Origin of the sequence: Archangium lansingense (genome assembly GCF_026626635.1) — a bacterium.
Lineage (GTDB): Bacteria > Myxococcota > Myxococcia > Myxococcales > Myxococcaceae > Archangium > Archangium lansingense.
This window is the reverse complement of record NZ_JAPNKA010000001.1, coordinates 8,818,326-8,843,440: the sequence shown is the minus strand read 5'-3', so window position 1 is coordinate 8,843,440 and position 25,115 is coordinate 8,818,326. Positions and strand designations below refer to the sequence as shown.

The window sequence follows — 25,115 nt, the reverse complement described above, 5'->3', positions numbered from 1 at the left end:
GGTGGACCTCAGGCCTCCGGCTGGGAACGCGACGCGTCCACCGGAGCCGGTGCAGTAGGAGTGGCAGCGGAAGTCGAGGCGCCGTTCATCGGACGCTCGCGCAACAGCTCGGCGAACTCGTCACCCAGGAGCCGCAGCTCCACGAGCACACGCGACAGCCTCGCCTGGAAGTAGTTGTAGAAGGCCATGGCCTGCACTGCGACGAGGATGCCCACCGCCGTGGCCACCAGCGCCTCGGAGATGCCCGTCATCACCGCGGCCGTGCCACCCGTGCCGCCCGCCTGCACATCCAGGCCCAGGTCCTTGAAGGAGCGCATGATGCCGGCCACCGTGCCGAAGAGGCCCACGAACGGCGTCAGCGAGCCGATGGTGGCCAGAATCCACAGGTTGCGGCGCAGCCGCAGGCCCACCTGGGCGCGCTCGCGCTCCACCGCCGACTCCACGCCGTCACAGCTTCCCCGGGTGCGCTCGAAGCGGTCGAAACCCGCCAGGAAGATGTCGGCCACGGCGGCGTCCGAGCGCTCGGTGGCGGTTCGGGCCGCGGTGATGTCCCCGCGCAGCAGGTGCTTATGGACGGTGTCCCCGAGGGCTCGGGAGCGCTCGCTCACCCCCCAGAGAGCGATCAGCCGCTCGATGGCCACACCCAGGGCCACCACGGAGGCGAGGAGCAGGAAGGCGAGGGTGAAGCCGCCGATGCGCAGGTAGTGGAGGAGGTCGGAAAGGCTCATGAATGGTGGCCAGGAAGGTCGGCCTGGCGCGAGACTAAAGCCATGAACCGCGCAGCCGCAGCAATCTTCCTGGCTCTCTTATGTTCAGGTTGTCCCAAGCGCATCGATTTCGGTCCACAGGGCCACATCACCCAGGCCGAGGAGCTCTTTCGCTTGGTGAGCGCCGCCCAGGATCGGGTGGCCACCCTCCAGGGAGACGGGAAGATCCGGGTGGAGTCGCCCCAAGGCTCCGGTACCGTCTCGGCCTGGCTGTCCGCCTCCCGGCCGGGCCTGCTGCGCGTGGAGATGTTCGACTTCTTCAACCGGCCCATCGCCGTGCTCGTCACGGACGGGCAGCGCTTCGGCCTCTTCCAGGCGCAGGAGAACAAGTTCTACCAGGGGCCGGCGACCCCTCGGAACCTCTCGCGCTTCCTGCCCGTGGCCCTGCCGAGCGAGGAGCTGGTCTCCGTGATGCTCGGCAAGGTGCCCTTCATCCCCGCCGACCGGATGACGCTCTCCCTGGATGAGAAGGAGCGGATGTACGTCCTCACGCTGCACAGGGGAGCGGTGTCCCAGGTGCTTCACGTCCACCCCAAGCACCTTCGGGTGGTGCGCAGCGAGGTGCGGGGCCTCCAGGCCTATGGCCTCGAGTACGACCACTTCAAGGAGCAGGGGGAGCTCGTCTTCCCCCACGATGTGACGCTCCGGGCCCCCACGGCCGATATGTCCCTCGGCCTGCGCTACACCGGCATCACCCTCAACGAGTCCCCGGACCTCACCCTCTTCGACCTCTCCGCTCCGGAGGATGTCCCCGTGGTCGAGGTGGACGAGGGCGGCCAGTCCCTGCCTCCCGTCGCCCTGCCTCCTGCCTCGCCCGGTTCTTGAGCGGGCGGCGTCGAGAATGCGGCAATCGTTGGATTCTCAAGGTACACTGGTTGGACCGGCGGGTCCGTTCGGACCCACCACAACTGCGACATGGCACAGATCAAGCTTGGCGAACTGCTGATCAAGGCGAACGTGCTCCAGGAGAGCCAGCTCAAGGCGGCGCTCGCGGAGCAGGCGAAGTGGGGCGGCAAACTGGGAGAGATCCTGGTGCGGATGAACCTCGTGTCCGAGGACATCCTGGTGAGGGCGTTGTCCAAGCAGCTCGCCATTCCCGCGGTGAACCTGGACGCGGTGAAGGAAATCCCCCAGCACGTGCTCAACAAGGTGCCGCTGCAGATAGCGCGGGACTTCGCGGTGCTGCCGCTGCAGCTTCGCGACGATAACAAGACGCTGGTGGTGGCCATCTCGGACCCGCTCAACGTGCGGCAGCTGGACGAGCTGCGCGCCGTCACCAAGTGCCGCATCGTCCCCAACGTGGCCGGCCGGACGGCCATCGCCCGGGCCATGGCGCGCTTCTACGATGACCAGGGCGAGCTGGCGGACGCGGACACCAACTTCAAGGTGGTGGACGCCCAGGGCCGCACCGTCGTCAAGAACATGAATGCGCCGGTCGCGCCTCCCGCTCCGGCGAGGACTCCGGCCCCGGCCCCGATGCCGCCCTCGCCCTCGCGAGAGATGCCCTCGGTGCGCGGCGGCAATGGCAGCCCGGTGGAGCTCCTGCGCAGCGTGGAGGAGGTGCAGCGCAAGGAGGTCGCGGCCCTCAAGGCCATGGTGGAGCTGCTCATCGAGAAGGGTGTCTTCACCCGCGATGAGTACCTGGCGAAGGTCAAGCGTTAAGCCGTCCAATCCCCCCGTCCTTCCATGCGCAAGAAGATCGGCGAGCTGCTCATCGAATCGGGCGCGCTCAACCCAGAGCAAGTCCGCAAGGCACTCGGCCAGCAGCGGGTCTACGGCCAGGGACAGCGCCTGGGGTCAGTCATCATCGCCCTGGGGTTCACCGAGCCCACCGCCGTAGCCCAGGCGCTGGCGCGTCAGTTTGATCTGCCCTTCGTCCAGATCCCGGAGGAGATCCCCCAGCGGGTGCGCGAGCTCGTCTCGCTCGACTTCCAGGCCGAGCACCGCTTCGTGCTGTTCGGGCTCGAGAAGGAGGCCCGTGGCGAGCGGTTGCTCGTGGCGGTGGATGATCCCTCGGACCTGACCGTGGTGGGCGAGCTGAGCTTCCAGCTCAACAAGCCCATTCGGGTACACGTCGCCGCCGAGGACGACATCGACCGCGCGCTCGACCTCGTGAGCGGCCGGGCGATGGTAGGGCTCCTCTCTCCGGAAGACGGCGGCCCGCCGGTGCTGGAGCCCGTAAACGAGAGCCCTCCGCTGTCTTCGGCAGCCGCTGCTGTCTCGGCCCTGCTCGATTGGGATGCGCCCTCCGCGCCGCCGCCCCCCGATGACGACGACGGTCTCACCCTCATCTCCCCGAGGTCCGCGTTGAAGCCAAAGCCGCCGGCGCCCCCGGCCCCGCCGCCATTCGATGAGGATGACGAGGACATCACCCTCATCACCCCCCGGGCCTCGCCGAAGTCCAAGGCTGCCGCGACCCCTCCGCCTCCGCCCCCGCAGGAGAGCGAGGATCTCCTCGATGAGCTGCTCGGTGAGCCTGAGCCCGAGCCGTCGGCTTCGCCCGCCGCGAAGGGCGTACCGGTGGTCGTCTTCGGTGGTGCCGCCAAGGGCCTGCCGCAGCCGCCTCCCGCCCCTCGGCCTCCGGACATCACCGATGAGGACCTGAAGGTGCTCGAGGACCTCGAGCGGATGGCGGATGGCGCCGAGGCGACGCTGCACACGGAGAAGGTGAAGCCCGCGCGCATGGTGGCCAGCCTCATCCGGCTCCTCATCCGCAAGCGCATCATCCGCGAGGAGGAGTTCCTGGAGGAGCTGTCCCGGAAGTGATGCCCCGGGCCGGGTGTTGAGGCCCGGCCGTGAGCCCCATGTCCGAGCCTCTCCTCGACGTCCGTGGACTGAAGACCCAGCTCTCCCTGGAGGAGGGCCCGGTGCTGGCCGTAGATGACGTGTCCTTCTCCATTCCGCCTGGCGGCACGCTGGGCGTGGTGGGGGAGAGTGGCTGTGGCAAGAGCCTCACCGCGCTCTCGGTGATGCGGCTGGTGCCCGAGCCGCCCGGCCGAGTGGTGGGCGGGCAGATCCTCTTCCAGGGCGAAGACCTCCTCACGCTCCCCGAGGGGAAGATGCGCCGCATGCGTGGGCGCCACCTCTCCATGGTGTTCCAGGAGCCGATGACCTCGCTCAACCCCGTGTACACGGTAGGCGAGCAGATCGGCGAGGGAGTGCGGCTGCACCAGGGGTTGTCGAAGGCCGCCGCACGCGAGCACTCGGTGGAGATGCTGCGCCAGGTGGGCATTCCCGCTCCCGAGCAGCGCGTGGACAGCTACCCGCACCAACTCTCCGGCGGCATGCGCCAGCGGGTGATGATCGCCCTTGCGCTCGCGTGTGGGCCGGAGCTGCTCATCGCGGACGAGCCCACCACCGCGTTGGACGTCACCATCCAGGCGCAGATTCTGGAGCTGCTCGAGCGGTTGCAGGCGGAGCGCCGCATGGCGGTGATGCTCATCACCCATGACTTGGGCGTGGTGGCCGAGAGCTGTGACGCGGTGGTGGTGATGTACGCGGGCCGGGTGGTGGAGCGGGCCCCGGTGAAGGCGCTCTTCCGTCAGCCAGCGCACCCGTACACGGCGGGGCTGCTGCGCTCGATTCCGGCCCTCCAGGAGACGGGGGAGGCCGGGGCGCGCCCTCGGTTGAAGACGATCCCCGGAATGGTGCCGAGCCTCCGCCGGCTGCCCGGGGGATGCCGCTTCCGCGACCGATGCGAGCGCGCGCTGGACATCTGCGCCCGGGTGGAGCCGGCCCTGGAAGCCAAGCGCGAGGGCCAGGAGGCCGCGTGCCACAACCCGGTGCCCGCGCCATGACCGAGCCCCTGTTGCAGGTCCGCGAGCTGAAGACGCACTTCCCGGTACGCGGGGGGTTGCTGGGGCGCGTGCGGGGCACGGTGAAGGCGGTGGATGGGGTGGGCTTCGAGGTGCGGCGTGGCGAGACGCTCGGCCTGGTGGGGGAGAGTGGCTGCGGCAAGAGCACCCTCGGGCGCACGCTGCTGCGGCTCGTGGAACCGACGGCGGGCTCCATCCGCTTCGAGGGCCGTGAGCTGACGGGTCTGTCCCAGCGCGAACTGCGCCCCCTGCGGCGGCGGATGCAGCTTGTCTTCCAGGATCCGTACGCCTCGCTCAACCCGCGCATGACGGTGCGGGACATCCTGGGCGAGCCCTTCGCCATCCACGGGCTGGAGCGCGGCCGGGAGCGCGAGGCGAAGGTGGCCGAGCTGTTGGACCTGATGGGCCTGCCGCGCGATGCACTGGGCCGCTATCCGAGTGAGTTCTCGGGAGGGCAGCGCCAGCGCATTGGGATTGCCCGAGCCATCGCCCTGCGGCCGGACCTGGTGGTCGCCGACGAGCCCATCAGCGCGCTCGATGTCTCCATCCAGGCGCAGATCGTCAACCTGCTGGTGGACCTGCAGCGTGAGCTGGGGCTGACGTACATCTTCATCGCGCACGACCTGAAGATCGTCGAGTACGTGTCCACCCGGGTGGCGGTGATGTACCTGGGCCGCATCGTGGAGCTGGCGGACGCGGCGGACCTCTACCGGAAGCCGCGCCACCCGTACACCCAGGCGCTGCTGTCGGCGGTGCCAGTGCCGGACCCCGAGCGCAAGCGGACGCGCATCATCCTTCAGGGCGACGTGCCGTCTCCGCTCGCGCCGCCGCCCGGGTGCCCATTCCACCCGCGCTGCCCGTACGCCATGGAGCGGTGCCGGCGCGAGACGCCGCCTCTGTATGCACTGGGCAACGGACACACCGCCGCGTGCTTCCTGGTAGAGGATGAGGCGCGGAAGGTCACTCCAGCCGGGCCGGACGCGGGCGCGCCCCAGAGCGTGGGAGGGTAGGGTGTTCTGGCTCAGCCATCACCATGAGGAGGAGTACAACCGGACGTACCTGCTCGGCGGCGTGCGAGTGTGCGCGCGCTGTCTGGGGACGTACCCGGTGCTGCTGGCCGTGATGGTGGGCCTCTTCAAGGTGCGAGCGCCCCTATCGTGGGACTGGGACGTGCCGGTGGTGCTCGGCCTCACCTTGCCGGCGCTCGTGGACTGGGCGGTGGGTCGCTTCCGTCCGACCGGTGGCTCCAACGCGGTGCGAACCCTCACGGGAGTGCTGCTCGGCGTGGCCCTGGGCCGCTCGTTGTTCATCCACCTCCAGAAGCCCCTGCCCGCGGTGCTGGTATGGCAGGCCGCCCTGGTAGCCGTGGTCGCGCTCCCCGTCCTGCTCATGACGTACAAAGGGCAGGGAGACCGGTAGGCCCGGGACGCGGGGCCGTGGCTTCAGTCCGCGATGGCCCAGAGCCCTATGGTGTAATCGCCCTGGCCCCAGGCCACATATGTCCCATCGAGCGAGAAGCTGGCGGTGCTCGTCTGCTCGTCGTTGTGCTCGGTGTCATCCACCCACGCGCATCGCGTTGGCTGGGTCTAGAGTGCGCGCCAATGACGAAGGGCGAGGAGACCTCGCGCACTGAGACGGTCGCGGGGGAGTTCCAGCGAAAGCTCGACGCGTGGGCGGAGCGGTTTCGTGGACGGCCTACCGAGGAACTCCGCGCGTTGCTGCTGCTCGCCCTCGAGCGCGAGCGCATCGTCGCGGTGGCGTACCGCGATGAGGTGATGCGCGAGCGCCTCGCGTCCGTGGCCATGCCCGAGAACAGTCGTGCCCTCATGCGTCAGGCCCTTGCCTGGGCCTGGCGAGACGAGGAGATGCACGCCACCTATACGCGCGGCATGCTGCTTCGGATCGGCTCCGTACGCGTCCGGGTGGCCACGTGGTTCTCACATGTCGCGGGCGCGCTCGCCGGCTGGGCCATCGCCGTCCGTCACCACACGTCGTTCTCCCGCGCGCCCATCTCCACGCTCATTGCGTCCTTCGTCATGCTCCTGGGAAGGCTGGGCGGCAAGGTGCCGAGGCCCATGCGCCACAAGCTCCGGCGGCTCACGCTCCGCGAGTATTGCGCGCTCCAGGTGGACGCGGAGGAGAGCGCCGCGCTCGGGTGGAGGAGGATCGCCCAGGTCGCCGCCCGGGTGCCGGGGCTTCCTCCGGATGCGAGCACCTGGTTCTCGCGCATGCACTCCGACGAGGACAAGCACGCCCGCATCTTCCGCGCGCTCATGGAGACGCTCAGTGAGGGTGATGCGGTCCTTGCACTCACGGGCTCACTGGTCTCTGAGGTGGGCCGAGCCGACGAGCTGTTCCTGCCTCGTGCACTTCGCTCGGACCCCCTCCGCTTACACCCCGTGGGACGAGGGGGGCGCGTCGTCGTCCAGGTGTCGCCAGCCGGGGAGTCCAAGCAGGACGCGCTCCGCCGGGCCGTGGAGGACGCTGGTCTCATAGACGTGGTCCGTGCCAGGGCCGAGGCGGTGGGGCGGCCGGTCTCGTCCCTTCGAGTCCTCGTGCGCGTCAGCTTCATGCTGGGCTATCACCGCGACGACCGCTCCAACATCACAGACCCGGAGCTCGTCGAGGCCCTGGCGCTGAGACTTCGCGAGCTGGGCATTCAGGACATCGCCGTCGCCGATGCCGGGAACCTCTACGACCGCTTCTTCGACGAGCGGGGCGTCCACGAGGTCGCGCGCTACTTCGGCTTCACCTCGCCCGCCTATCGCATCGTCGATCTCGAAGCCGAGCAGGTGCCGCATGACTACAGCCGCGGCATGGCGCAGTCGACGATCGCTCGCTCCTGGAGGGACGCGGACCTTCGCATCGTGTTCTCCAAGGCCCGGAGCCATCCCGTCGATCTCACGCACCTCTCCATCGCCACCCTTCAGGGGGTGGGCGCCCGCTTCGACGAGTTCCTCTTCGCCGAGCGGTTCGCCAGCCGCGAAACAGCGCTGCTCATGCCCCTGCTCGACTTCCCTCCACACTTCGCGGTCATCGACGCCTTCGAGCACGCAGCGGATGGGCTGGTCGGAATCCTCGGCTCCAGACGGCCCCCCGTGCCTCGGCGCCTCTACGCGGGCGCGGACGCGCTGGCCGTGGATCTCATCGCAACGCGTCACCTCGGGGGAGGCGAGCCTCTTCAGTCCCCGCTCCTCCGGCTGGCGTGCGACTGGTTCGGTGACCCGCAAGGCGCGACCCGGGTGCTAGGCCCCGACGAGCCCATCCCCGGGTTCCGTGCCCCGTACCAGACAGAACTGCACGCACTGATGGGGCTGCTCTCGATTCCCGTCTGGCAGTTCGCCAGCGGCCGGGGCGCGGCGTTCCTTCCGGAGATGGACACGCGGGCATTTCCGCCGAAGTCCGGCCGGGGCCAGGGCCCGCTCTGGCGCCTCTACCGGGCCCTCATGCGTGCACTGGTTGGACCGTGAGTTCGCTCGGCTGCTCGCCCTGCTCTGGTTCGCGCGGGCCCCTCCTGTCGGGACGGGCGAGCGCGCCTGACCTGATGACAGAGCCCGTGCTCCCTGTCATTCTCGCCACTTACAGAGGGCCAAAATCGGGTAGACCCGAATCCCCCTTCGCCCGTTAATCGGGCGGGAGGGGTGAGGATAGGCACAGGGCCCTGGAAACGGGGGAGTGGTGGGACCGGAGACCTCAGACGAACGGCTGATGCTCGCCTTCCGGGCGGGGGATGCTCGTGCGTTCGAGGTGCTGGTGCGCAGGCACCGGACATCGGTGTTCAACTTCATCCTTCGTTTCACCGGCCACCGTGCGCGGGCGGAAGACGTGCTTCAGGAGACGTGGCTGAAAGTGGTGCGCAGCGCCCCGGAGTACGAGGCGAAGGCGAAGTTCACCACCTGGGTCTACACGATTGCGAGGAACCTCTGCGTGGACAGCGCGCGCAAAGAGAGCTACCGGCAGGCGGCCTCGCTGGAGGCGCCCACCGCGGGTGCCGAGGGCGACGAGGGCCGACCCCTGGGTGAGGCCCTTCCCGATGAGGGCGTGAACCCTGAGCGTGGCGCCTACAACGCCCGCGTGCGGCCCCTGCTGGAGCGGGCGCTGGCCAGCCTCCCGGAGGAGCAGCGCGAGGTGTTCGTCCTGCGCGAGTACAGCGGCATCCCCTTCAAGGAGATCGCCGAGGTGACAGCGGTATCCGAGAACACGGTGAAGAGCCGCATGCGCTATGCCCTCGAGGGCCTGCGCCGGCGCCTGGCCGAGCTCGGAGTGGACGGCGACCTGGCCGAGGACGGAAGGACGGTGGCGGGATGAAGACCCAGGGTGCCCACGCACACGAGGATCGGCTGTTGGACTTCGCCTATGGCGAGCTCCCGCCCACCGAGGCCCAAATTGTGGAGCAGCATGTGCACGGCTGCTCGCGCTGCTCGGAGGCGCTGGACGGTATCCGGGGCGTGCGCGCCAGCATGTCCCGACTGCCGCTGGAGCCCGCGTCGGACGCGGGGCTGGAGTCCCTGCTGGCGTACGCGCAGCAGTCCGCGCGCCGGGCCGCTGCGGGTCCCGAGCCGGCACCTCGCTGGTGGCGCCGCCTGCTGGCGCCCGCGTTGGGTGTGGCGGCCCTGAGCGTCTTTGGTGTGGTGGTGGTCCAGGTGAATCGCGAGGTGGACCTCAGTCCGGCCGCGCTCACCCTGAAGCAGGAGGCTCCGCGGGAGAAGGCGCCTGGTCGCGGAGCGAAGCCGGTGATGGCGGAGGCCGCACCTGCTTCCGCCGAGCCTGTGCCTATGCCTGTGCCTGCCACTGCTCCAGTCCCCGCTGACATCGGCAAGGTGCACGCGCAGATGGACGAGGAGATACGCGCCGCGGTGCCCACCAAGCCCATGCCCAAGGCACCTTCGAAGAAGGGGATTCGCCTACGGGAGGATTGGTCCAACATCGGGGCGGGCAGCGCTGGCGGCTTCCCGGACAAGAACGTCGCATACAGCGACGACGAAGCGGGCGCTTCCGAGGGGATGGCCACCAAGGAGTCCAAGAGCAAGCGCGATGCGATAGGTGGCAAGAGCCTGCCCGCCGTGTCGACGGCTTCGCGTGCCGAGCCTGCTTCGGACGCCCTGGCCGGGGCGGACCTCGCCGCCGAGTACGGCAGTCCCGCGGAGCCCCAGGTCGCGCAGTCCGCGCCACCCGAGCCGCAGCAGACGGTTCGTGGCTCCGCTTCGCGTCCATCGGCCTCGATGGCGAGCAAGGACTCCGCGGAGGATGACGCGTACGCGCAGGGAGCACCCGGGCGCGCCCAGGCGGCCAATGCCGCGCCGCCGCCACCACCTGCTGCCCAGTATCAGCCTGCCCCTGCTACGTCCGGGCCGGTCGCGCGGGCGGAGAAACCAGAGTCCAAGAAGAGCGAAGCGGAACAGATGTCTACCGAGAGACCCGTCCAGAGACGCACTCTCTCGGCAGCGGAGCTCATGAAGCAGGCGGATGTGGCCAACCGCTCGGGCGACTGGGCGCAAGAGGTGACCTTCCTGCGAGCGGCGTTGTCCGCCGGAGTCCGGGGCTCGCAGCAGGTGGAGGTGCTGTCCCGGCTGTGTGAGGCTGAGTTCGCGCTGGGCCGTCGGCAGATCGCTATCGGGGTCTGCCGGGAAGTGGTGGCGGTGGCGCCTGGCTCGAGCGCGGCGCGCAAGGCGCAGAGCCTTCTGGATGATGAGTTCCAGTCTCCCGCGGGCGAGGCCGACAGCGACGCCAAGGATGCGTCCCCCGCCAAGAAGTGAGCTGGAAAAACCCTCCCTCATGAAGTGAGCCGGAAAAACCCTCCCTCTCCCCTCGGGAGAGGGTCGGGGTGAGGGTATCCGCGCCCGTGCCAGCTACCCGTGTCCCCGCGGCTCCTGCTCACTGAGTCACGGATTGAAGGCACCCCGGAAGACGAGGGCCTCACCCTTGGAATCTCTCAGCCGCCAGGGCTCTCCCGAGGGCGACACCCCCACGGGGTGGAGCTCATAGGCCACGCCTCCTGCCATCACATAGAGGAGCAGCGTTCCGGGAGGAGCCTCTGGGGGCAGAGCCTCCGGCGAGTCCACTTTCTGAATGCGGAAGGGCAGCGGCTCGAACGAGCGAGTACGCACGGGAGAGGGCTGTCCCTGGGAGAGCTGCTCCAGCGCCGCCTGCCAGGAGCCCACGTCTTCGGAGACAGCCCCCTGGGTCCGCAGTGTGTTGACGCTCCTTTCGTGGAGCGCCTGCGCCAGCTGGAGGATCTTCACATTCGCCGAGTCGGCGGTCCGTCCCGCCACGAGACCCTCGTGCTGGCCCCAGAGAGTAAGCACCAGGGCGCCGAGGATGAGCAGGGACCAGAACAGCCGAGCGCTGCGCCCGCGGGCGCTCTGCACCAGCACGACCGTCAGGCCCACGAGCGCCGCGACCACCGGCAGCACCAGCTCTAGACGGGGAGGGGGTCCGGAGTGGAAGGGCTGGAGCTGGGAGCGGACCAGGTGCACCAGCTCTGGCGAGCCAGCCGCGAGGCACATGGCGGTGAAGCCCCCGAAGACGAGCCCGTGGAGGACACGGAGCGGGAGCGGGGAGGGCTGCCGCGCGGCGGAGGATGGCTTCACGGGAACGGCAGGTTCAGCACGAAATAGAACGAGTCGTAATAAACCTGGTACGCGCGCAGGAAGGCGTCGATGACGTTCATCTTCTGGTCCCCGCTGCCGAAGTCGACGCTGAACGTGACGATGAGCATGAGGACGAGGATCCAGTTGATGAAGGAGTACTCCACCATGGCCTGTCCGCGGCGGTGACGGCGACGGAGCTGGGAGCGAGGCGTGTGGGTCTTCATGGGCGGTTGTCCTCCGTACCCCAAGCGGTACCAGACTGTGGCCTGGGTTGGAAGTGGGGGGGAAGGTTGCTGACCGGTTCCAGGGTGATCTTCTTGTCACTGGGGGCGGGAGGAACCAGGCGGGGCCGGGCGTCCAGGCCGTAGTCGCGCACCTCCAGCGAGTAGCGGATGGGGGGGAACTCGAGCCTGGCCAGGCGCAGGATGGGGACTTCCCGGCTGACCCAGTAGCGTTTGAGGACGAGCTGGCGGTGGAGGACCTCGAGGGGCTCGGCTGTCACCGTGCCTGCGAGCGTCATGAGGCGCGTGGAAGGGCCTCGGCGCACGGTGGAACCCTGACCTGCGGTCAGCTGTGTCGGCTGCTTTCCAGGCGTGCCGAGGAAGAAGGGCAGGGCGGCGGTATCCACCTCTTGGAGTTTCTCGAAGCCCTGGGTGACGAACAGCCGGGAGACGCCCTCCGCGCGCAGCCCTGTGTCGCGGGCCACCAGCAGGAGGAACTGCGCCAGCGGGGCCTTCAGCTCCGAGTGCTGGCCGAGCTCCAACTCCACCCACACCGCGTCCCGGCCCTGGGAGTCCTTTTGCTCGGCGACGACGGCCAGCCGCAGGAAGCCCTGCTGAGGGCCTCCCTCCGTCTGGTACGTCACCCACTCGCCCACGCGCGCATCCAGTCGCTCGGGCGCGGCCTCGAAGAGCATTCCGCGTGGCACCTCCACGGGAGCAGAACCCAACAGCACCAGCGACAGGGCACAGACGAGCGCACTCATGGCGTTCCCTCCCGCCCCTGACCCGCGCGGAGGGCATCCTCGCGAGCCTGACGCACGGCCTCGGCATTGGGCATGCCATCCGGCCGGTCCGTTCCCACCCAGGCCTGCGAGACGGCCACCCGCGAGGGCTCCAGCTCCACCAAGGTGGTGAGCACCTGCTCGGCTCCGCGGGCGTATTCGAGGACGAGGGTTCGCCGGCCATCCAACCGGCCTCCAGACTCGCGCACCAGAGCGTAGCCCGCGGCGGTGAACCTGGAGGTGAGCTCCTGGCGTACGGCATCCAGGCTGCGTTCCACTACCTGCGTGCGGTGCCGCGAGCCTCCGGCTTCGTCGCGCGAGCCCACGTCCGCACTGAAGAGTGCTCCCTCCACCTGGATGAAGGGGCTGTTGCCGGCGCTCGCGGGCTTCTCGTACAGCCACAGGTCCTTGAGCACGGTGAAGCCCACCGTCTTTCCCAGGTGGGTGCGCAGCACCACGGCCCGCTGGAGTCCCTCGCGAGTGAAGAAGGCGGACACCACCGCCTCCCTTTGCAGGTCTCCGTTCACGACGACGGGGTAGCCCTGTTTCGTCCAGAAGCCGTGGAAGTACCTCGCCACCTTCACCAGGGAGTCCTTCGTGGTGAAGTACGCGATGCGGTGGGGCTGGCCGCCGATGAGCAGGTCCTCGCCGATCCGCGTGTGCACGGTGCCTGGGTAGAGCGCGAGCTCCTGCTCGGCCCACGATGGAGAGGCCCACAGCAGCAAGAGCAGGGGAATGACATTTACTCGCATGGGATCTTCCGTTCGTTCGAGTCCTTGGAGGTACTGGGATCCAGGCCGGGCATGTGGGGCGCATCCGCCTGAGCGTGCTTGCAGCCCATGAAGTTGCCGCCGCGAGCCATGAACATCTTTCGGTAGAGGGACTGGTCGTAGGCCTGGGTGTCGCGGAAGGGGGCGGTGTCGAAGCAGCGCTGGGCGGGGTCGTCGAGGCCGGGGTAGGCGTTCACGTTGTTGAGCCCCATCGGGGCGCCGTGCTTGCTCTTGTTGCAGCCGCGGCCGGACTCTCCGGGCACGTAGTTGTGGGACACCACGAAGGGGCCCTGGAAGTCGGGCAGGATGAGGTTGGCCACCGCGCCGAGCCGGTCCAGCTCCACCTGGTCCAGGTAGTTTCCCACCCCCAGGAACTTCATCCGGTCCACCTGCAGACGAAGGCCGTGCGGGGAGCCGCCGTCATGAACACCCGCCTGCTTGGGCTTCATCAGGGCATCTCCACCATCGGGCAGGTGCCAGCCGTTGGCGATGAGGGTGTAGTGCTCCTTCACCGGCAGGTTGCTCAGGTCCCTGCCGCCCCAGTTGTCCACGTCGAAGAAGCCGTGTTGCTCCTTCTGCAGGTAGCGCCGGGGCAGCACGTAACTGGAGAGCGTGCTGGTGGTCTCCACCTCCACCTGCCCTCGGGTGTTGAAGCGGAAGTGCCCGAGGAAGAAGTCGAGCGTCTTGCCCCTCGCTGCGGCTGCCTCGGAGCCTTTGCCGCCGGCACCACCGGGGAAGACACGGCTCAGGTCGATGCCCGCCACGCTCTGGTTCCTCACTCTCACCTGCACCGGAGCGGCGCGCAGCATGGTGCCGAACCGACCCTGGGGCTCGATGGAGTCGAGGTCCGCGTAGCGTTCGGACGCCTCCTTCACCGTCGCCTTCATGGCGAGCCCGAAGGCTCTGTCATGGTCCGCCGTGGCGTAGTCGCTCAGGGTGTAGCTGGTCATCTCCCATGCGACATACCGGCTGGCTTCCTGCAACTTGAGCCGAGCCCGGATGACCTCGCACAGGAAGACGCTGAACATCACCATGGAGACGAGCAACGGCACCACGAGCGCGAGCTCGACGGTGGTGGCGCCTCGCGGGACAGACTTCCGCTGTGCACGGGAGTGGAGCATGGCGGGCCTCAATGGGTGATGAACCGAGCCGGCGCGTCCTGCAGGTCGCCGGGCAGGGCCTTCGCCAGCGTGTCCACCAGCGGCAGCGAGTCCTTGCCCTGCCAGACCGCCGCCAGCCGAGGCCGCCAGTACGGGTTGAAGAAGTTGGGTTGCTCGGTCCAGTTTCCGGGCCGGTGGTAGTACGTCTGGCCGCGGGAGATGACGGTCATCCCCGGCAAGCCCCCGGGCTCCAGCGCCTTGCGGCCGTTCCTCAGGTCCAGCGTCTCGGGCGATGTTCCGAAGGTGAAGGTGAGCCTCCCCTGGGAGTTGAGCTGGCCCGGAGTCTTCCGGAACGCGTCCGCGGGCTTGTTGAGGAGCACCCAGGTGGAGGGCTGGTTGAAGTCGTCCTGGCGCCCGGCCATGACGGCGATGCCAGGCGCCTCGTTGAGGCTCTCCGCGCAGTCCTTCGCGTAGTCACCCGGCTCGAAGTGGGGGAAGGGCACCAGCCCCGGCCAGGGGTGGTTGTGGTCCTTCGTATCAATGCGGACGTTGGCCACGTACACGGACATCTCGAAGAAGCACGCGCCCTGGACACTCGCGAGGCAGGTCTTGGACTCGTAGAGGCCCACGTTCCGGTCCTCCTGCTTCGAGGCCTCTCCCGGGAACACCACGCGCCAGTGGATTCCGTTCTCGCGCAGGTCCGTGTTGCTCATGGCCCATACACTCGTCTTCAGCGTGTCGTTCTTGTCCTCGCGCGGATCTCCCCAGCAGTCGCGCCAGGTTCGCGGGTCCCTCGCGCCGGGTTGCTTGGGGCAGCGGAAGGGGTTGAGAAGCCGGGTGCCCCCGAGGTCGACAGACGCCGGTCCCGGCAACTTGATGAAGTAGGGGTCATCCGCGCCGAGCACATCGCCCTGGGCGAGCATGCCCATGGGCAGATGGGGCAGGTCCTTGGACTCGCGAATCTTGTTGCCGCCCTTGGCAGTCCTGCCTCCGCCCTCACCGAGTCGGTAGGTGAGGAAGCGCGTCTGGCCCCACTTGGGGATGCCGTCGAGCACGCCCTCCAACGGTGCGAGCCACCGGGGAATAGGCATGAGACTGCCGAGCTTCCGGTCAGTGACCAGGGACTCGGGACAGGCGCCGTTCTTCGCGTCGCACGCGAAGCGCGTGGCGTTGGTGATGCCCGCCATCACCCGTTTGGCCCGGGCGGTCTTGTCGGTCTCGTTTCGCCTCGAGGGGTCCAACGGCTCGAAGGGATTGACCGGGCTGAAGGGCGTGCCGTTGGCCGCCTTGTCATGCGTGCGGCTGTAGAGGCACTGGTTGATGAGGCCCGCCAGCGTCTGGGGGACGAGCGGGTCCACCTTGGGGTCATTCGCCTCAATGACGGCATGAGAGGTGCCCATCACGTACGTGGACGTGGCGAGCATCACCGCGGTGGCTGCCCCTGCCATCACCGCGTTGAGCATCCGATGCCCGGGGACCACCACCCGGCCAATCACCTGGTCGAGGGGCTCCATCACCGGCTTCATCAGGAGCAGCATCCCCCGGAGCACCGTGAAGACCAGGTCCAGCCCCCGCATGATGGCGTTGATGGCGGGGAGGGTGTCGAGCAGGGTGCAGACGCTCTCCCAGAAAAGCCCGTCTCGGCTGTCCCTGGGGAAACAGGGGCCGATGGTGCGCATGAACCCGTAGAGGTCCGTCAGAAAGGCCTGGACGGAGAACACGAACGAGTCCAGCGACTGCCACATCATCGCCGACACGTAGTGGGACACCTGCGTGCGGTTGGTGAACGCGTAGAAGTTGAACGCGCGGGCCTCCATGGCCGCTGTGGACCAGGCCGCCGCGTCCGCCGTGTTCTGCAGGCGGATCCGCTCGTGCACGCTGTGCCCGAGGTTCACCGTGGTGATGAGCGCGATGCTCAGCACGAGCATCAGCACACACGCGAGGACGAGTGCCTGGCCTTCCTGCCGTTTGAAGCTGTTTCGGAGAGCACGGGTCATCATGGCGTCACAGGCCCCAGTCCGGGTTCAGGTGCATCAGCCACTTGAAATAGAAGTTCGACTGCATCCGCAGGCTGTAGGTGGCTGTCAGCGGGAAGAAGTAGCGCCTGCCCGTGGCCAGCCCCTTCAGCACGCTCATCTCCTGCCGGTAGAGCGAGGCGTAGCCGCGTTGGTGCTCCAGCCCTCGCACGGGGGCCGTCACCTTCGTGGGCCGGTGGATGGCGCCGCCCAACGTCACGCCTGCATTGGCCGCCCACCACGCACTGAAGATGAGCCAGTTGGCGAAGGGGACCCGCAGCTCGTACCAGTAGCGCACCCGCACGCTCAGCACGGTGGCCTTGCGGTAGACCTCCTCGGCATCATCCGGCAGCGCGAGGTTGAAGAACCGGGCCAGCTTCGACTCCAGCGCCGGCACCTGCGGGTAGCCATCCGGCCCGTCGAAATCCAGCTCCTTCCAGTCCATGGCCGAGCGCAGCTTCCACACGCTCCGCACCGGCGAGTACCAGGAGGGGTTCACCGTATCGACGCGCACCAGGCCGAACAGGGGCGAGCCGTTCACCGAGGTCGGCACCACCGAGTCCCGCGTCGGCCACGCCAACTGCCGCAGCATCTCGTCCTGGAGACGTGCCCGCGTCCACGTCTTGGCCAGGCTCGGCAGACCGTCGGTGCGGCCCAGGGTGGGCAGCAGCGCCACGAGGGCCGCATCGCGCATCCGCTCGTTGTTGCCGTTCCACACGATGCCCGAGCGCGCCGCGCAGTACGCCGCGTACTCCGTCATCAACTTCGCCTGCTGCATCAGCGTCAGCTGCAGCAGGCCCAGGCCCAGGAAGACCATCAGCGGCAGCACCAGCGCCGACTCGACCGCCGCCTGTCCCGATTGTCCGGCTGCTTGGGGGTGTTCACTCATGGACGTCGCCCAGGAGCGACATCCGTGCCACCGCCTATGTCACTCGGAGGTCAAGTCCCGGCGGGGTCTCAGAGGGAAGACCCCCCTCCACCAGAGGGACGGGAAGCCGCCAGAGCCGAACAAACCGGGGCCCGGGAGATCGTGACTTTGACACTTTGCATGGTGGGTGGATAACATACCACCCGCTGGTGCCCCGGGCCCCCGCTTTGCAAAGCAGCTGCGCCATCTACGAGTTCCGCCCCCCCGGGCGCTCCCCGCTTTGGAGGTCTCCGAGACATGCTGAAGGGTAAGACACCGCTCTTTATCGCGCTGGGCCTCGGCCTGCTGGCCGGCATCATCGCGTGGTCTGCGATCAAGAAGAAGGAATCGGATGTTCGCCGCGGCTGGAACCTGGTGCCGGTTGTCGTGGCATCAGCGGACATCCCCGAGGGCACCGTCATCACCTTCGACATGATCAACCAGCGCTCGGTCCCCGAGCAGTTCGTCACCTCCTCCGTGGTGAAGCCGGACTCGGCCACCTACGTGGTGGGCCAGAAGGTCCTGGTGGCGCTGCAGCAGGGTGACCCGCTCCTGTGGAGCCAGTTCGAGACCACCAAGGCCGCCGAGCGCCTGTCCACCAAGGTGCAGAAGAAGGTCCGCGCCATCACCATCGAGGCCAAGCCCACCACGTCCGTGGGCGGCTGGATTCGTCCCAACGATCACGTGGACGTGATTGGCACCTTCCGCGACCCGCAGACGGACGAGAACGTGGCCGTGACGCTGCTGCAGAACGTCATCGTGCTCGCCACCGGCAAGGTCACCGGTACCACCAACATCAACCTCGTCCCCGAGCACCAGCGCGAGTACTCCAACATCACGCTGATGGTCATCCCCGAGGAGGCGGAAATCCTCACGCTGGCCAGCGAGCTGGGCAACCTCACGCTCTCGCTGCGCAACGAGGAGGACGTGGACATGATCGAGGAGCGCGGCCGCGCCACCATCAGCACCCTGCTCTCTGGCGAGCGCACCCGCGTGCTCGAGCAGAAGCGCCGCGAGATCATCCAGATCATCAAGGGCAGCAGTTCCGAGAAGAGCTCGGTCGGCTCCTCGGGCACGCCGTAATCCCCCCGTCGGTGCGTTCCCCTTCCCCCCGCAGCTGAAGGAAGTCCCCGCGCATGCTGGCCGGAATCGTCCTACTCCTCGTCACCGGGTCGGTTTTCTTCTTCAGCCTGGTGATCTTCACCGTCCTGGCGAAGGCCTACGAGCAGTACCAGGAGCGGTACGTCGTCAAGTCGATGAACGACTTGAGCGACATGTTCCTCTTCATCGATGCCCGTCAGCTGCTGGTGCTCAACATCGCCAGCATGTGCTTGTTGGGCATCCTGACGTACATCATCTTCAACCCCATCCTGTGCGTGGTGGCCACGATCTTCGGCTTCTTCCTGCCGATCATCCTGGTGAAGCACTACCGCAAGCGGCGCATCAAGAAGTTCAACGTGCAGCTGGTGGATGCCCTGCAGGCCATGGCCAACGCCTTCAAGGCCGGCCTGACGTTCCCGCAGGCCATCGAGCACGTGGCGCGTGAGGCGCAGCCGCCCCTGGCGCAGGAGTTCGGTCTCTTCGTGAAGGAAGTGAAGCTGGGCGTGCCGCTGGAGGAGGCCCTCGTCAACATGGGCCGCCGGGTGGGCAGTGACGACCTGGAGCTGGTCGTGGTGGCCACCAATATCGCGCGCCAGCTCGGCGGCAACATGGCGGAGATGTTCGAGACCATCTCGAGCGTCATCCGCGAGCGCTTCCGCCTCGAGGGCAAGATCGACGCACTCACCGCCCAGGGCAAGCTGCAGGGCTGGGTGGTGGCGGCCATGCCGGCCATCCTCGGCATCGTGCTCAACTACATGCGGCCGGACCTGATGGAGCCGATGATGGACCACTGGTTCGGTTATGTGCTCGTGACGGTCATCGCCATCATGGAAGTGCTGGGCGTGATCATCATCCGGCGCATCGTCAACATCGACATCTAAGGAGTGGCCGTGAGCGACATCCTCACCAATACGTTGATGGGGGGCTCTGCGCTGATGTTCGCGGCGTCGATGGGCTTCCTCGGGTTCGGCGTCTACCAGAACTACTTCTCGCAGTTCGTGGACGAGGTTCGCGACGACGCGGGCGGTGGCGTTGGAGGCATGAGCTCGGTTGCCATCCGCAAGCTCGGAGTCCTCAACCGGCGGCTGATGTGGCCGGGGTACGAGACCAAGATGCGCAAGAAGCTCATCAAGGCCGGCGACCCCCACGCCCTCAAGCCCGAGGACATCATGGCGCTGCAGGAGATCAGCGCCGTGGTGGGCCTTTTCGCGGGTCTCGTCCTGGTCAACGCGGTCAACGAGAACCTGGCCTGGTCTCTCGTGTTCGCGCTGTTCGGCATGTGCTACCCGCTCATCTGGGTGAATGATCAGGTGAAGAAGCGTCACCTGCAGATCTCCCGGGCGCTGCCCTACAGCCTGGACCTGCTGACGCTGTCGGTGGAAGCGGGTCTGGACTTCACCGGCGCGCTGGCCAAGGTGGTGGAGAAGGGCAAGTCGGGCCCGCTGCGCGAGGAGCTGCAGATCGTCCTCAAGCAGCTGAAGATGGGCAAGACGCGCGAAGAGGGCCTCAAGGCGATGATCACCCGGGTGGACCTGCCGGCGCTCACCACCTTCGTCACCGCACTCATCCAGGCGGACAAGATGGGCACCAGCCTCGGCAAGGTGCTGCGCATCCAGTCCACCCAGCTGCGCATCGACCGCACTCAGCGCGCGGAGAAGCTGGCGGGTGAGGCCCCGGTGAAGATGCTCTTCCCGCTCATCGCGTGCATCTTCCCCACGGTGTTCATGGTCCTCTTCGGGCCCATCGTGTTCCAGTTCATGTTCGGAGACGTCGGGGGATAGGGCCCTGGGCTTCCAGCTCACCATCGTCAAGGGCCTGCAACAGGGGAAGGAGCTTCTCTTCGAGCAGGCCGAAATCCACATCGGCCGCACCACGGAGAACGACGTGGTGCTGCAGGATGCAGGTGTGTCGCGCCGGCACGTGCGCATCTCGGACCGGCTCGGGCGTTTCTACGTACAGGACCTGGGCAGCGCCAACGGCACCCTGGTCAACGAGGCCCTCCTCTCGGGTGAGCGGGAGTTGCAGAACGGGGACCGCATCTCCCTGGGGCCGGTGGAGTTCGTCTTCAAGGAGGTCGTCCACGAGGACGACGCCACCCGGCCTTTCATGCCGGTGGATGAGGAGGATGAGGCCACCCGGCTCATCCGCCGCAACCAGCCCATGGCCGCGGAGCCGGGTACCCAAGTGGATCCGCGGATGCATGCCTCCATGTCGGGGGCTTCCTCGCTCCCGGCTCCCTTCCTCCCCACTCCGCGCCTAGAGCCGTCGCCCTCGGCGCCGCCCGTGCTGGCTCCCGTGGCTGATGTTCAGACCCGTCTGACGCCGGCCCGCTCGGAGACGGTGGGGGAGATGCCGGCCGTGGAGCCCCCGACTGCGGCCCCGCTGTCCCGCTCGGCCCCCGCTGCTGCCGCGCGTGCCTCGTCCGGAGCCGATGGCCTGTCTGCCGCCGACAAGGCCCGCCGCCGCCGCGAGCTGAGCGAGACCCTGGGGGGTCAGCTCCGCCTGTGGTGGCTCGAGCTGTCCCGTGGCGGGAAGACCGCCCTGCTCACCGTGGCGTTCCTCTTCCTCGGGGGCATGGTGACGGCGCTCACCGTCGTCTTCCGTCCGAGTCTGGAGAAGATGTCCCGGGGCCCGGAGCCCACGTTGCTTGGCCTCCAAACGCTGCCGGACTCGTTCGGCCTGGGCGAGGGCGTGACGTGGGATCAGCCGGACATGAAGGCCTTCGACTTCGAGTTCGTCTCGCCCACGCGAGCGGTCGCTGTCCTGCGCTACCAGTCCAGCGGCATCTCCAAGGACGAGGTCACCCTGTCCATCAACGCCACTCCCCTCGGGACGGTGCCTCCGGATACGACGAATTCCTCCGAGCGGGAGATCCAGCAGATCATCTCTCCGTCTGTGCTCAAACGAAACGAGCGCAACCAGCTCGTCTTCGACAACACCCACAATCCCCCGGGCAGTGACAGCTGGCGGGTGTGGAATCTGCGGCTGGAGATCATCCCGGTGCCGGACCTGCCTCCGGCGGAGCTCCTGGAGACGGCGCGCGACTACGTGGCCAAGGCACGCAACTTCTACGAGCGCAAGGACGTCGGCGCGGAGAACCTCTCGATGGCCTGGGAGAACTACCGCTCGGCGTGGATCACCCTCGAGGCGCTGGATGAGAAGCCCGAGATGTACGAGGACGTCCGCTTCATGATGGGCCAGGTGGCGGTGGACCTGGACCAGAAGTGTGGGCTGCTGATGTTGGAATTCCAGCGGTACCTCCAGTTCAAGGACAAGAAGAAGGCAAGGCGGGTGCTGGATGAAATCACCCGGCGCTTCCCTACACCGGCGCATCGCTGCCACAATCTGGCGCTCGAAAAGGCCAGCGAGCACGGGCTGTGAGGCCCGTGCCGTCCATGCACCAACCGAAGTGGTGACTTCCCATGTCGAACGGTTCCCCTCCCGCACGCCGGCGTCCCACGACGACGGATACCCCCTCGGGCGGTTCTGCCTCGGGTGGCTCTACCAGCCAGCGCCCCGCGGTGCGTAGGTCGGCCTCGGGCGCGGTTCCCTCCACTCGCTCCGCGCCTGCTGTGCCCTCGTTACCGGTGACGGGTACGAAGCTGGTGTGCTCGGCGGGCCCGTGCGCCGGTCAAGAGTTCGCGCTGGAGGAGGGCGAGTACGTCATTGGCCGCGCCAACGACAACCCCATCTGCATCCCGGACACCTCGGTGTCGCGCAAGCACGTGCTCATCCGCCGCGTGGGCGGGGGCTGGGCGGCCAGCGACCTGGGCTCCGGCAACGGCACCCTCCTCAACGGTGAGCCCCTCACCGACGAGATGCCGCTGTCCCCCAACGACACCCTCACGCTTGGCGACACGGAGCTGACGTTCAACGACAGCTCCAACGCCACGATGATGATGCCGATGCCCTCGGCACCCCCTCCGCGGCCGGGCCGGAGCAGCACCCGGTCCTCCGCTCCGGCGGCTGCTGCTCCCGCCGAGGCCGACGCTGGGGGAGAGGAGAGTGGAGCCGTTGCTCCGCGCCGCCCGCCGCCTCGTCCCGAGGGCCGCGTGCGCAGCGCCCGTGGCCGCGCGGCAGTGACGCCGCCGGATCCGATGGCGCAGCAGCGCAAGAAGCGCATGTTGATCCTCGCCGCGGGCGTCTTCGTGCTGCTGGTGGGCGTGCTGGCCGTCATGAAGGTCCAGCAGCAGCGGCAGGCGGAGTCCGATGCCCAGAAGGCGCAGCTCGCCCAGGAGCGGCGCGCGGAGATCGACGCGCTCTTCCAGGAGGCGAAGAACCTCATCCGCGACGGCAAGTGGGCGGATGCCAAGGCGAGGCTGCTCGAGCTCCAGGAGGTGGAGCCCGGCCACGTGCAGCTGCCGGACTACCTGGCGCGCGTGGAGAAGGAGATTCCCAACCAGGAGGCGCTCGACGCGGCCAAGTCGGCGCTGGACAAGAATCAGCTCGGCCCGGCGGCGGCCTCGCTGGCCAAGGTGGGCAAGGACACCCAGCTCTTCGAGACGGTGCGCGCGCTGCGGACGACCTTGAAGGACAAGGCGGACAAGCGCGTGCGCGACGCCCTGACGCTGCTGGAGCAGAAGGATCTGGATCAGGCCAAGGCCATCACCGACGACGTGCTCGCGGCGGATCCGGAGCACCGTGACGCCAAGGTCATCAACGAGCAGGCGGCGCGTGCCATCGCCATCCGCGATGCGCCTCCTCCGCCTCCCACGGTCAAGGCGGCGCCCAAGCCCTGGGACCAGGCCGTGGATCGCTTCCGCGACGGTGACCTGAATGGCGCGGTGGCCATGGCCAACGCCTGTGCCGGCAAGAATCCGCAGTGCAAGACGCTGATGGTGCAGCTCACGGACTTCGGCAACCTCTACAAGAAGCTGGAGGACCTGGACGCCAAGGGCCTGGCGCGCCTGCTGGACCTGGACAAGAAGATCACCAAGGGTCAGGGCAGCAAGCTGTCGCGCAACGCGGGCACGCGCGCGGCCAACATCTTCTTCAAGAGCGCCTCGTCGGCGAAGGCGGCCGGTCAGTACGGTCGCGCCATGGAGAACGCCCAGCGCGCCCTCCAGGCCGACCCCGGTCATGCCGGCGCCAACAACATCGTCGCCGAGCTGCGCGCCAAGGCGAAGGACCTCTACCTGCAGGCCTACGCCCTCAAGGACACCAATCCCGAGGACGCCGTGCCCAAGTTCCGCGAGGTCATGGCCATGACCCCCTCGGAAGATGAGACGCACCAGAAGGCCAAGACCTGGGTCGAGAAGCTCAAGTGACCAAGAAACGGCGAGGAACCGGAGAGACCCCGCCCGAGGACATCGCCGGACAGGGAGATCTCTTCGGCGGCTCGCTCGGTATGGCACCCAAGCGATCGGTGGTGGCGGCGTCGAAGCCGCCCCCTGAGCCTCCACCTCCGCCTCCCGCGCCTCCGCTCCCCTCGGCGCTGGGAGACGTGTCCGCGGCGCTGCCGTCCCTGCCCGGAGCGCCCTCGCGGACGCCACCGGCGCGCACGGTGCTCACCGTGGGAGAGCTCACCCAGCAGCTCAAGGTGACGATCGAGTCGCGCTTCCCGCGTGTGCTGGTGCGCGGCGAGGTGTCCGGCTTCCGGGGCCCCAACGCCCGTGGCCACCTGTACTTTTCGTTGAAGGACGCGGAGGCCTCGCTCGAGGTGAAGATGTGGGCCTCGCAGGCGGCGCGGCTGCGCTTCGCCCTGCGTGACGGGCTGGCCGTGGTGGCCGAGGGCAGCGTGGATGTCTACGCGCCTGCCGGTCGCTACAGCCTCATTGCCCAGAAGCTGGAGCCCGAAGGAGAGGGTGCGCTGGCGCTCGCCTTCGAGCAGCTCAAGGCGCGGCTCGCTGCCGAGGGCCTCATCGGCGACAACCGCATTCGTGCGCCCCGCCCTCTGCCCTTCCTGCCCCGGCGCATCGGCGTGGTGACGAGCCGCACCGGCGCGGCGCTGCAGGACTTCCTGCGCGTGCTGCACTCGCGCAACCCGCGCCTGTCCGTGCTGCTGTGCGACGCACGCGTGCAGGGCGAGGGCTCGGCCGAGGAGGTGGCTCGCGGCATCGAGCGCCTGTCCCGTACGGACGTGGACGTCATCGTCGTCACGCGCGGCGGTGGTTCGAAGGAAGACCTCTGGACGTTCAACGAGGAGCGGGTGGCTCGCGCCATCTTCGCCTCGCCGGTGCCGGTGGTGTCCGCCATCGGCCATGAGATTGATTTCTCCATCTCCGACTTCGTAGCGGACTGGCGCGCCCCGACCCCCAGCGCGGCGGCGGAGCGGCTCGCCCCGGTGCTGCAGGACCTGGAGTACGCCCTGGCCACGCAGTCGCTGCGCCTTCGCAAGGCGGCCGAGCGCCGGGTGCTGGAGCTGCGCGAGCGGATGGGCACTCTGCGTGGGCGGGTGGTGGATCCGCGGCGGCGGCTGTCCACGGAGCGGCTGCGGCTGTCGGACGCCGAGGATGCGATGACGCGGGTGCTGCGCCACATGCTGCGCGAGCGGCGCGAGGAGCTCCGGGCGCACACCGAGCACCTGCAACGCCAGCGTCCCCAGGCCCGGCTCGCTGAGCAGCGGGCTCGGCTGGTGCAGCTCTCCGCGCGGTTGAAGGATGCGGTGCGGGCGGACGTGGCGGCGCGGCGGGCGAGCGCGGCCCAAGCCCGGTTGGAGCTGGAGCGCAGCTCCCCTGTGGCCCGGGTGGCGGAGCTGCGCGCCCGGCTGGTCGACCAGAAGGCCCGCCTGGCTGCCCTGGAGAAGGACACCCTGGCGTCGGCTCAGCGGCACTTTCAGCGCCTAGAAGGTCGGCTGGATGCCATGAGCCCCCTGAAGGTCATGTCCCGCGGCTACGCGGTCACCTTCCGCAAGCGCGACGGGGGGGTGGTGCGCTCCATCTCGGACGTGCAGCCCGGCGAGGTGCTCGGCATCAAATTCGCCAACAATGGGGCGAAGACACTCCAGGGGTGCGAGGAGATTGAGGCCACTGTTACCTCGGTGAAGGGTCCGGTGGATTGCTGACGTCCGGGTAAAGGTCCCCCTGGCACCCGGGCAGGCGCCTCCTC

The 25,115-nt window shown here is 68.2% G+C and carries 23 protein-coding genes; 15 read left to right on the top strand and 8 right to left on the bottom strand.

Features of this window, described 5'->3' with window-relative positions; all coding sequences use genetic code 11:
* Nucleotides 1–8: 8 nt before the first annotated feature.
* On the bottom strand, nt 9–728 hold the full coding sequence (locus OV287_RS34920) for a MotA/TolQ/ExbB proton channel family protein (RefSeq protein WP_267538369.1): 720 nt from the start codon (nt 726–728) through the stop codon (nt 9–11).
* A gap of 42 nt (nt 729–770) precedes the next feature.
* Between OV287_RS34920 and OV287_RS34915 the strand changes: the two genes are divergently transcribed.
* The 9 genes from OV287_RS34915 to OV287_RS34875 all read left to right on the top strand — a co-directional run bounded on the left by OV287_RS34915 (nt 771) and on the right by OV287_RS34875 (nt 10,338).
* Nucleotides 771–1,592: a DUF4292 domain-containing protein gene (locus OV287_RS34915; RefSeq protein ID WP_267538368.1), complete on the top strand. Its 822-nt coding sequence runs from the start codon at nt 771–773 to the stop codon at nt 1,590–1,592.
* 90 nt (nt 1,593–1,682) lie between these two features.
* Nucleotides 1,683–2,429, top strand: a complete 747-nt coding sequence (locus tag OV287_RS34910; RefSeq protein ID WP_267538367.1) for a cyclic di-GMP-binding domain-containing protein, MshE-related — start codon at nt 1,683–1,685, stop codon at nt 2,427–2,429.
* Between the two features lie 24 nt (nt 2,430–2,453).
* Nucleotides 2,454–3,533, top strand: a complete 1,080-nt coding sequence (locus OV287_RS34905) for a GspE/PulE/PilB domain-containing protein (protein ID WP_267538366.1) — start codon at nt 2,454–2,456, stop codon at nt 3,531–3,533.
* Nucleotides 3,534–3,571: 38 nt separating this feature from the next.
* Complete coding sequence (locus tag OV287_RS34900; protein ID WP_267538365.1) at nt 3,572–4,564, top strand: ABC transporter ATP-binding protein; 993 nt, start codon at nt 3,572–3,574, stop codon at nt 4,562–4,564.
* Nucleotides 4,561–5,592 carry an ABC transporter ATP-binding protein gene (locus OV287_RS34895; RefSeq protein WP_267542467.1) on the top strand — a complete coding sequence of 344 codons (1,032 nt, stop codon included), beginning with the start codon at nt 4,561–4,563 and terminating at the stop codon, nt 5,590–5,592. Before OV287_RS34900 ends, OV287_RS34895 begins: the two co-directional genes overlap by 4 nt.
* A gap of 1 nt (nt 5,593) precedes the next feature.
* Complete coding sequence (locus OV287_RS34890; protein WP_267538364.1) at nt 5,594–6,001, top strand: DUF2085 domain-containing protein; 408 nt, start codon at nt 5,594–5,596, stop codon at nt 5,999–6,001.
* Nucleotides 6,002–6,183: 182 nt separating this feature from the next.
* Nucleotides 6,184–8,052, top strand: coding sequence for a DUF362 domain-containing protein (locus OV287_RS34885; RefSeq protein ID WP_267538363.1), 1,869 nt, complete (start codon nt 6,184–6,186; stop codon nt 8,050–8,052).
* Between the two features lie 205 nt (nt 8,053–8,257).
* On the top strand, nt 8,258–8,890 hold the full coding sequence (locus tag OV287_RS34880; RefSeq protein WP_267538362.1) for an RNA polymerase sigma factor: 633 nt from the start codon (nt 8,258–8,260) through the stop codon (nt 8,888–8,890).
* Nucleotides 8,887–10,338, top strand: a complete 1,452-nt coding sequence (locus OV287_RS34875; RefSeq protein WP_267538361.1) for a zf-HC2 domain-containing protein — start codon at nt 8,887–8,889, stop codon at nt 10,336–10,338. The genes OV287_RS34880 and OV287_RS34875 overlap by 4 nt, the downstream gene beginning before the upstream one ends.
* 126 nt (nt 10,339–10,464) lie before the next feature.
* Here the strand turns inward: OV287_RS34875 and OV287_RS34870 are convergent, their stop codons facing one another.
* From OV287_RS34870 to OV287_RS34840, 7 genes are read right to left on the bottom strand one after another with little or no spacing between them, the layout of a single operon-like run.
* Nucleotides 10,465–11,172: a hypothetical protein gene (locus OV287_RS34870; protein WP_267538360.1), complete on the bottom strand. Its 708-nt coding sequence runs from the start codon at nt 11,170–11,172 to the stop codon at nt 10,465–10,467.
* Nucleotides 11,169–11,396: a hypothetical protein gene (locus OV287_RS34865; RefSeq protein ID WP_267538359.1), complete on the bottom strand. Its 228-nt coding sequence runs from the start codon at nt 11,394–11,396 to the stop codon at nt 11,169–11,171. Before OV287_RS34865 ends, OV287_RS34870 begins: the two co-directional genes overlap by 4 nt.
* Entirely contained in the window at nt 11,393–12,157 is a 765-nt protein-coding gene (locus OV287_RS34860) for a hypothetical protein (RefSeq protein ID WP_267538358.1), read from the bottom strand. Before OV287_RS34860 ends, OV287_RS34865 begins: the two co-directional genes overlap by 4 nt.
* Nucleotides 12,154–12,927, bottom strand: a complete 774-nt coding sequence (locus OV287_RS34855; protein WP_267538357.1) for a hypothetical protein — start codon at nt 12,925–12,927, stop codon at nt 12,154–12,156. Before OV287_RS34855 ends, OV287_RS34860 begins: the two co-directional genes overlap by 4 nt.
* A complete protein-coding gene (locus OV287_RS34850) occupies nt 12,918–14,066 on the bottom strand; it encodes a TadE/TadG family type IV pilus assembly protein (protein WP_267538356.1) in 1,149 nt (382 codons plus the stop codon). The genes OV287_RS34855 and OV287_RS34850 overlap by 10 nt, the downstream gene beginning before the upstream one ends.
* Before the next feature lie 8 nt (nt 14,067–14,074).
* Nucleotides 14,075–16,045 (bottom strand): pilus assembly protein TadG-related protein, encoded by a 1,971-nt coding sequence (locus OV287_RS34845; protein WP_267538355.1) that lies wholly within the window; start codon nt 16,043–16,045, stop codon nt 14,075–14,077.
* 4 nt (nt 16,046–16,049) lie between these two features.
* Entirely contained in the window at nt 16,050–16,949 is a 900-nt protein-coding gene (locus OV287_RS34840) for a TadE/TadG family type IV pilus assembly protein (RefSeq protein ID WP_267538354.1), read from the bottom strand.
* Between the two features lie 276 nt (nt 16,950–17,225).
* Between OV287_RS34840 and cpaB the strand changes: the two genes are divergently transcribed.
* Genes cpaB through xseA form a run of 6 tightly spaced genes read left to right on the top strand, consistent with a single transcriptional unit; the run spans nt 17,226 to nt 25,071 of the window.
* Entirely contained in the window at nt 17,226–18,050 is an 825-nt protein-coding gene (gene cpaB, locus OV287_RS34835; RefSeq protein WP_267538353.1) for a Flp pilus assembly protein CpaB, read from the top strand.
* A 53-nt stretch (nt 18,051–18,103) separates the two neighbouring features.
* Nucleotides 18,104–18,949 (top strand): type II secretion system F family protein, encoded by an 846-nt coding sequence (locus OV287_RS34830; protein WP_267538352.1) that lies wholly within the window; start codon nt 18,104–18,106, stop codon nt 18,947–18,949.
* 9 nt (nt 18,950–18,958) lie between these two features.
* Nucleotides 18,959–19,849 carry a type II secretion system F family protein gene (locus OV287_RS34825; protein ID WP_267538351.1) on the top strand — a complete coding sequence of 297 codons (891 nt, stop codon included), beginning with the start codon at nt 18,959–18,961 and terminating at the stop codon, nt 19,847–19,849.
* Between the two features lie 4 nt (nt 19,850–19,853).
* Nucleotides 19,854–21,449 carry an FHA domain-containing protein gene (locus OV287_RS34820; RefSeq protein WP_267542466.1) on the top strand — a complete coding sequence of 532 codons (1,596 nt, stop codon included), beginning with the start codon at nt 19,854–19,856 and terminating at the stop codon, nt 21,447–21,449.
* A gap of 41 nt (nt 21,450–21,490) precedes the next feature.
* Complete coding sequence (locus tag OV287_RS34815; RefSeq protein WP_267538350.1) at nt 21,491–23,335, top strand: FHA domain-containing protein; 1,845 nt, start codon at nt 21,491–21,493, stop codon at nt 23,333–23,335.
* Entirely contained in the window at nt 23,332–25,071 is a 1,740-nt protein-coding gene (gene xseA, locus OV287_RS34810) for an exodeoxyribonuclease VII large subunit (RefSeq protein ID WP_267538349.1), read from the top strand. Before OV287_RS34815 ends, xseA begins: the two co-directional genes overlap by 4 nt.
* Nucleotides 25,072–25,115: the final 44 nt, after the last annotated feature.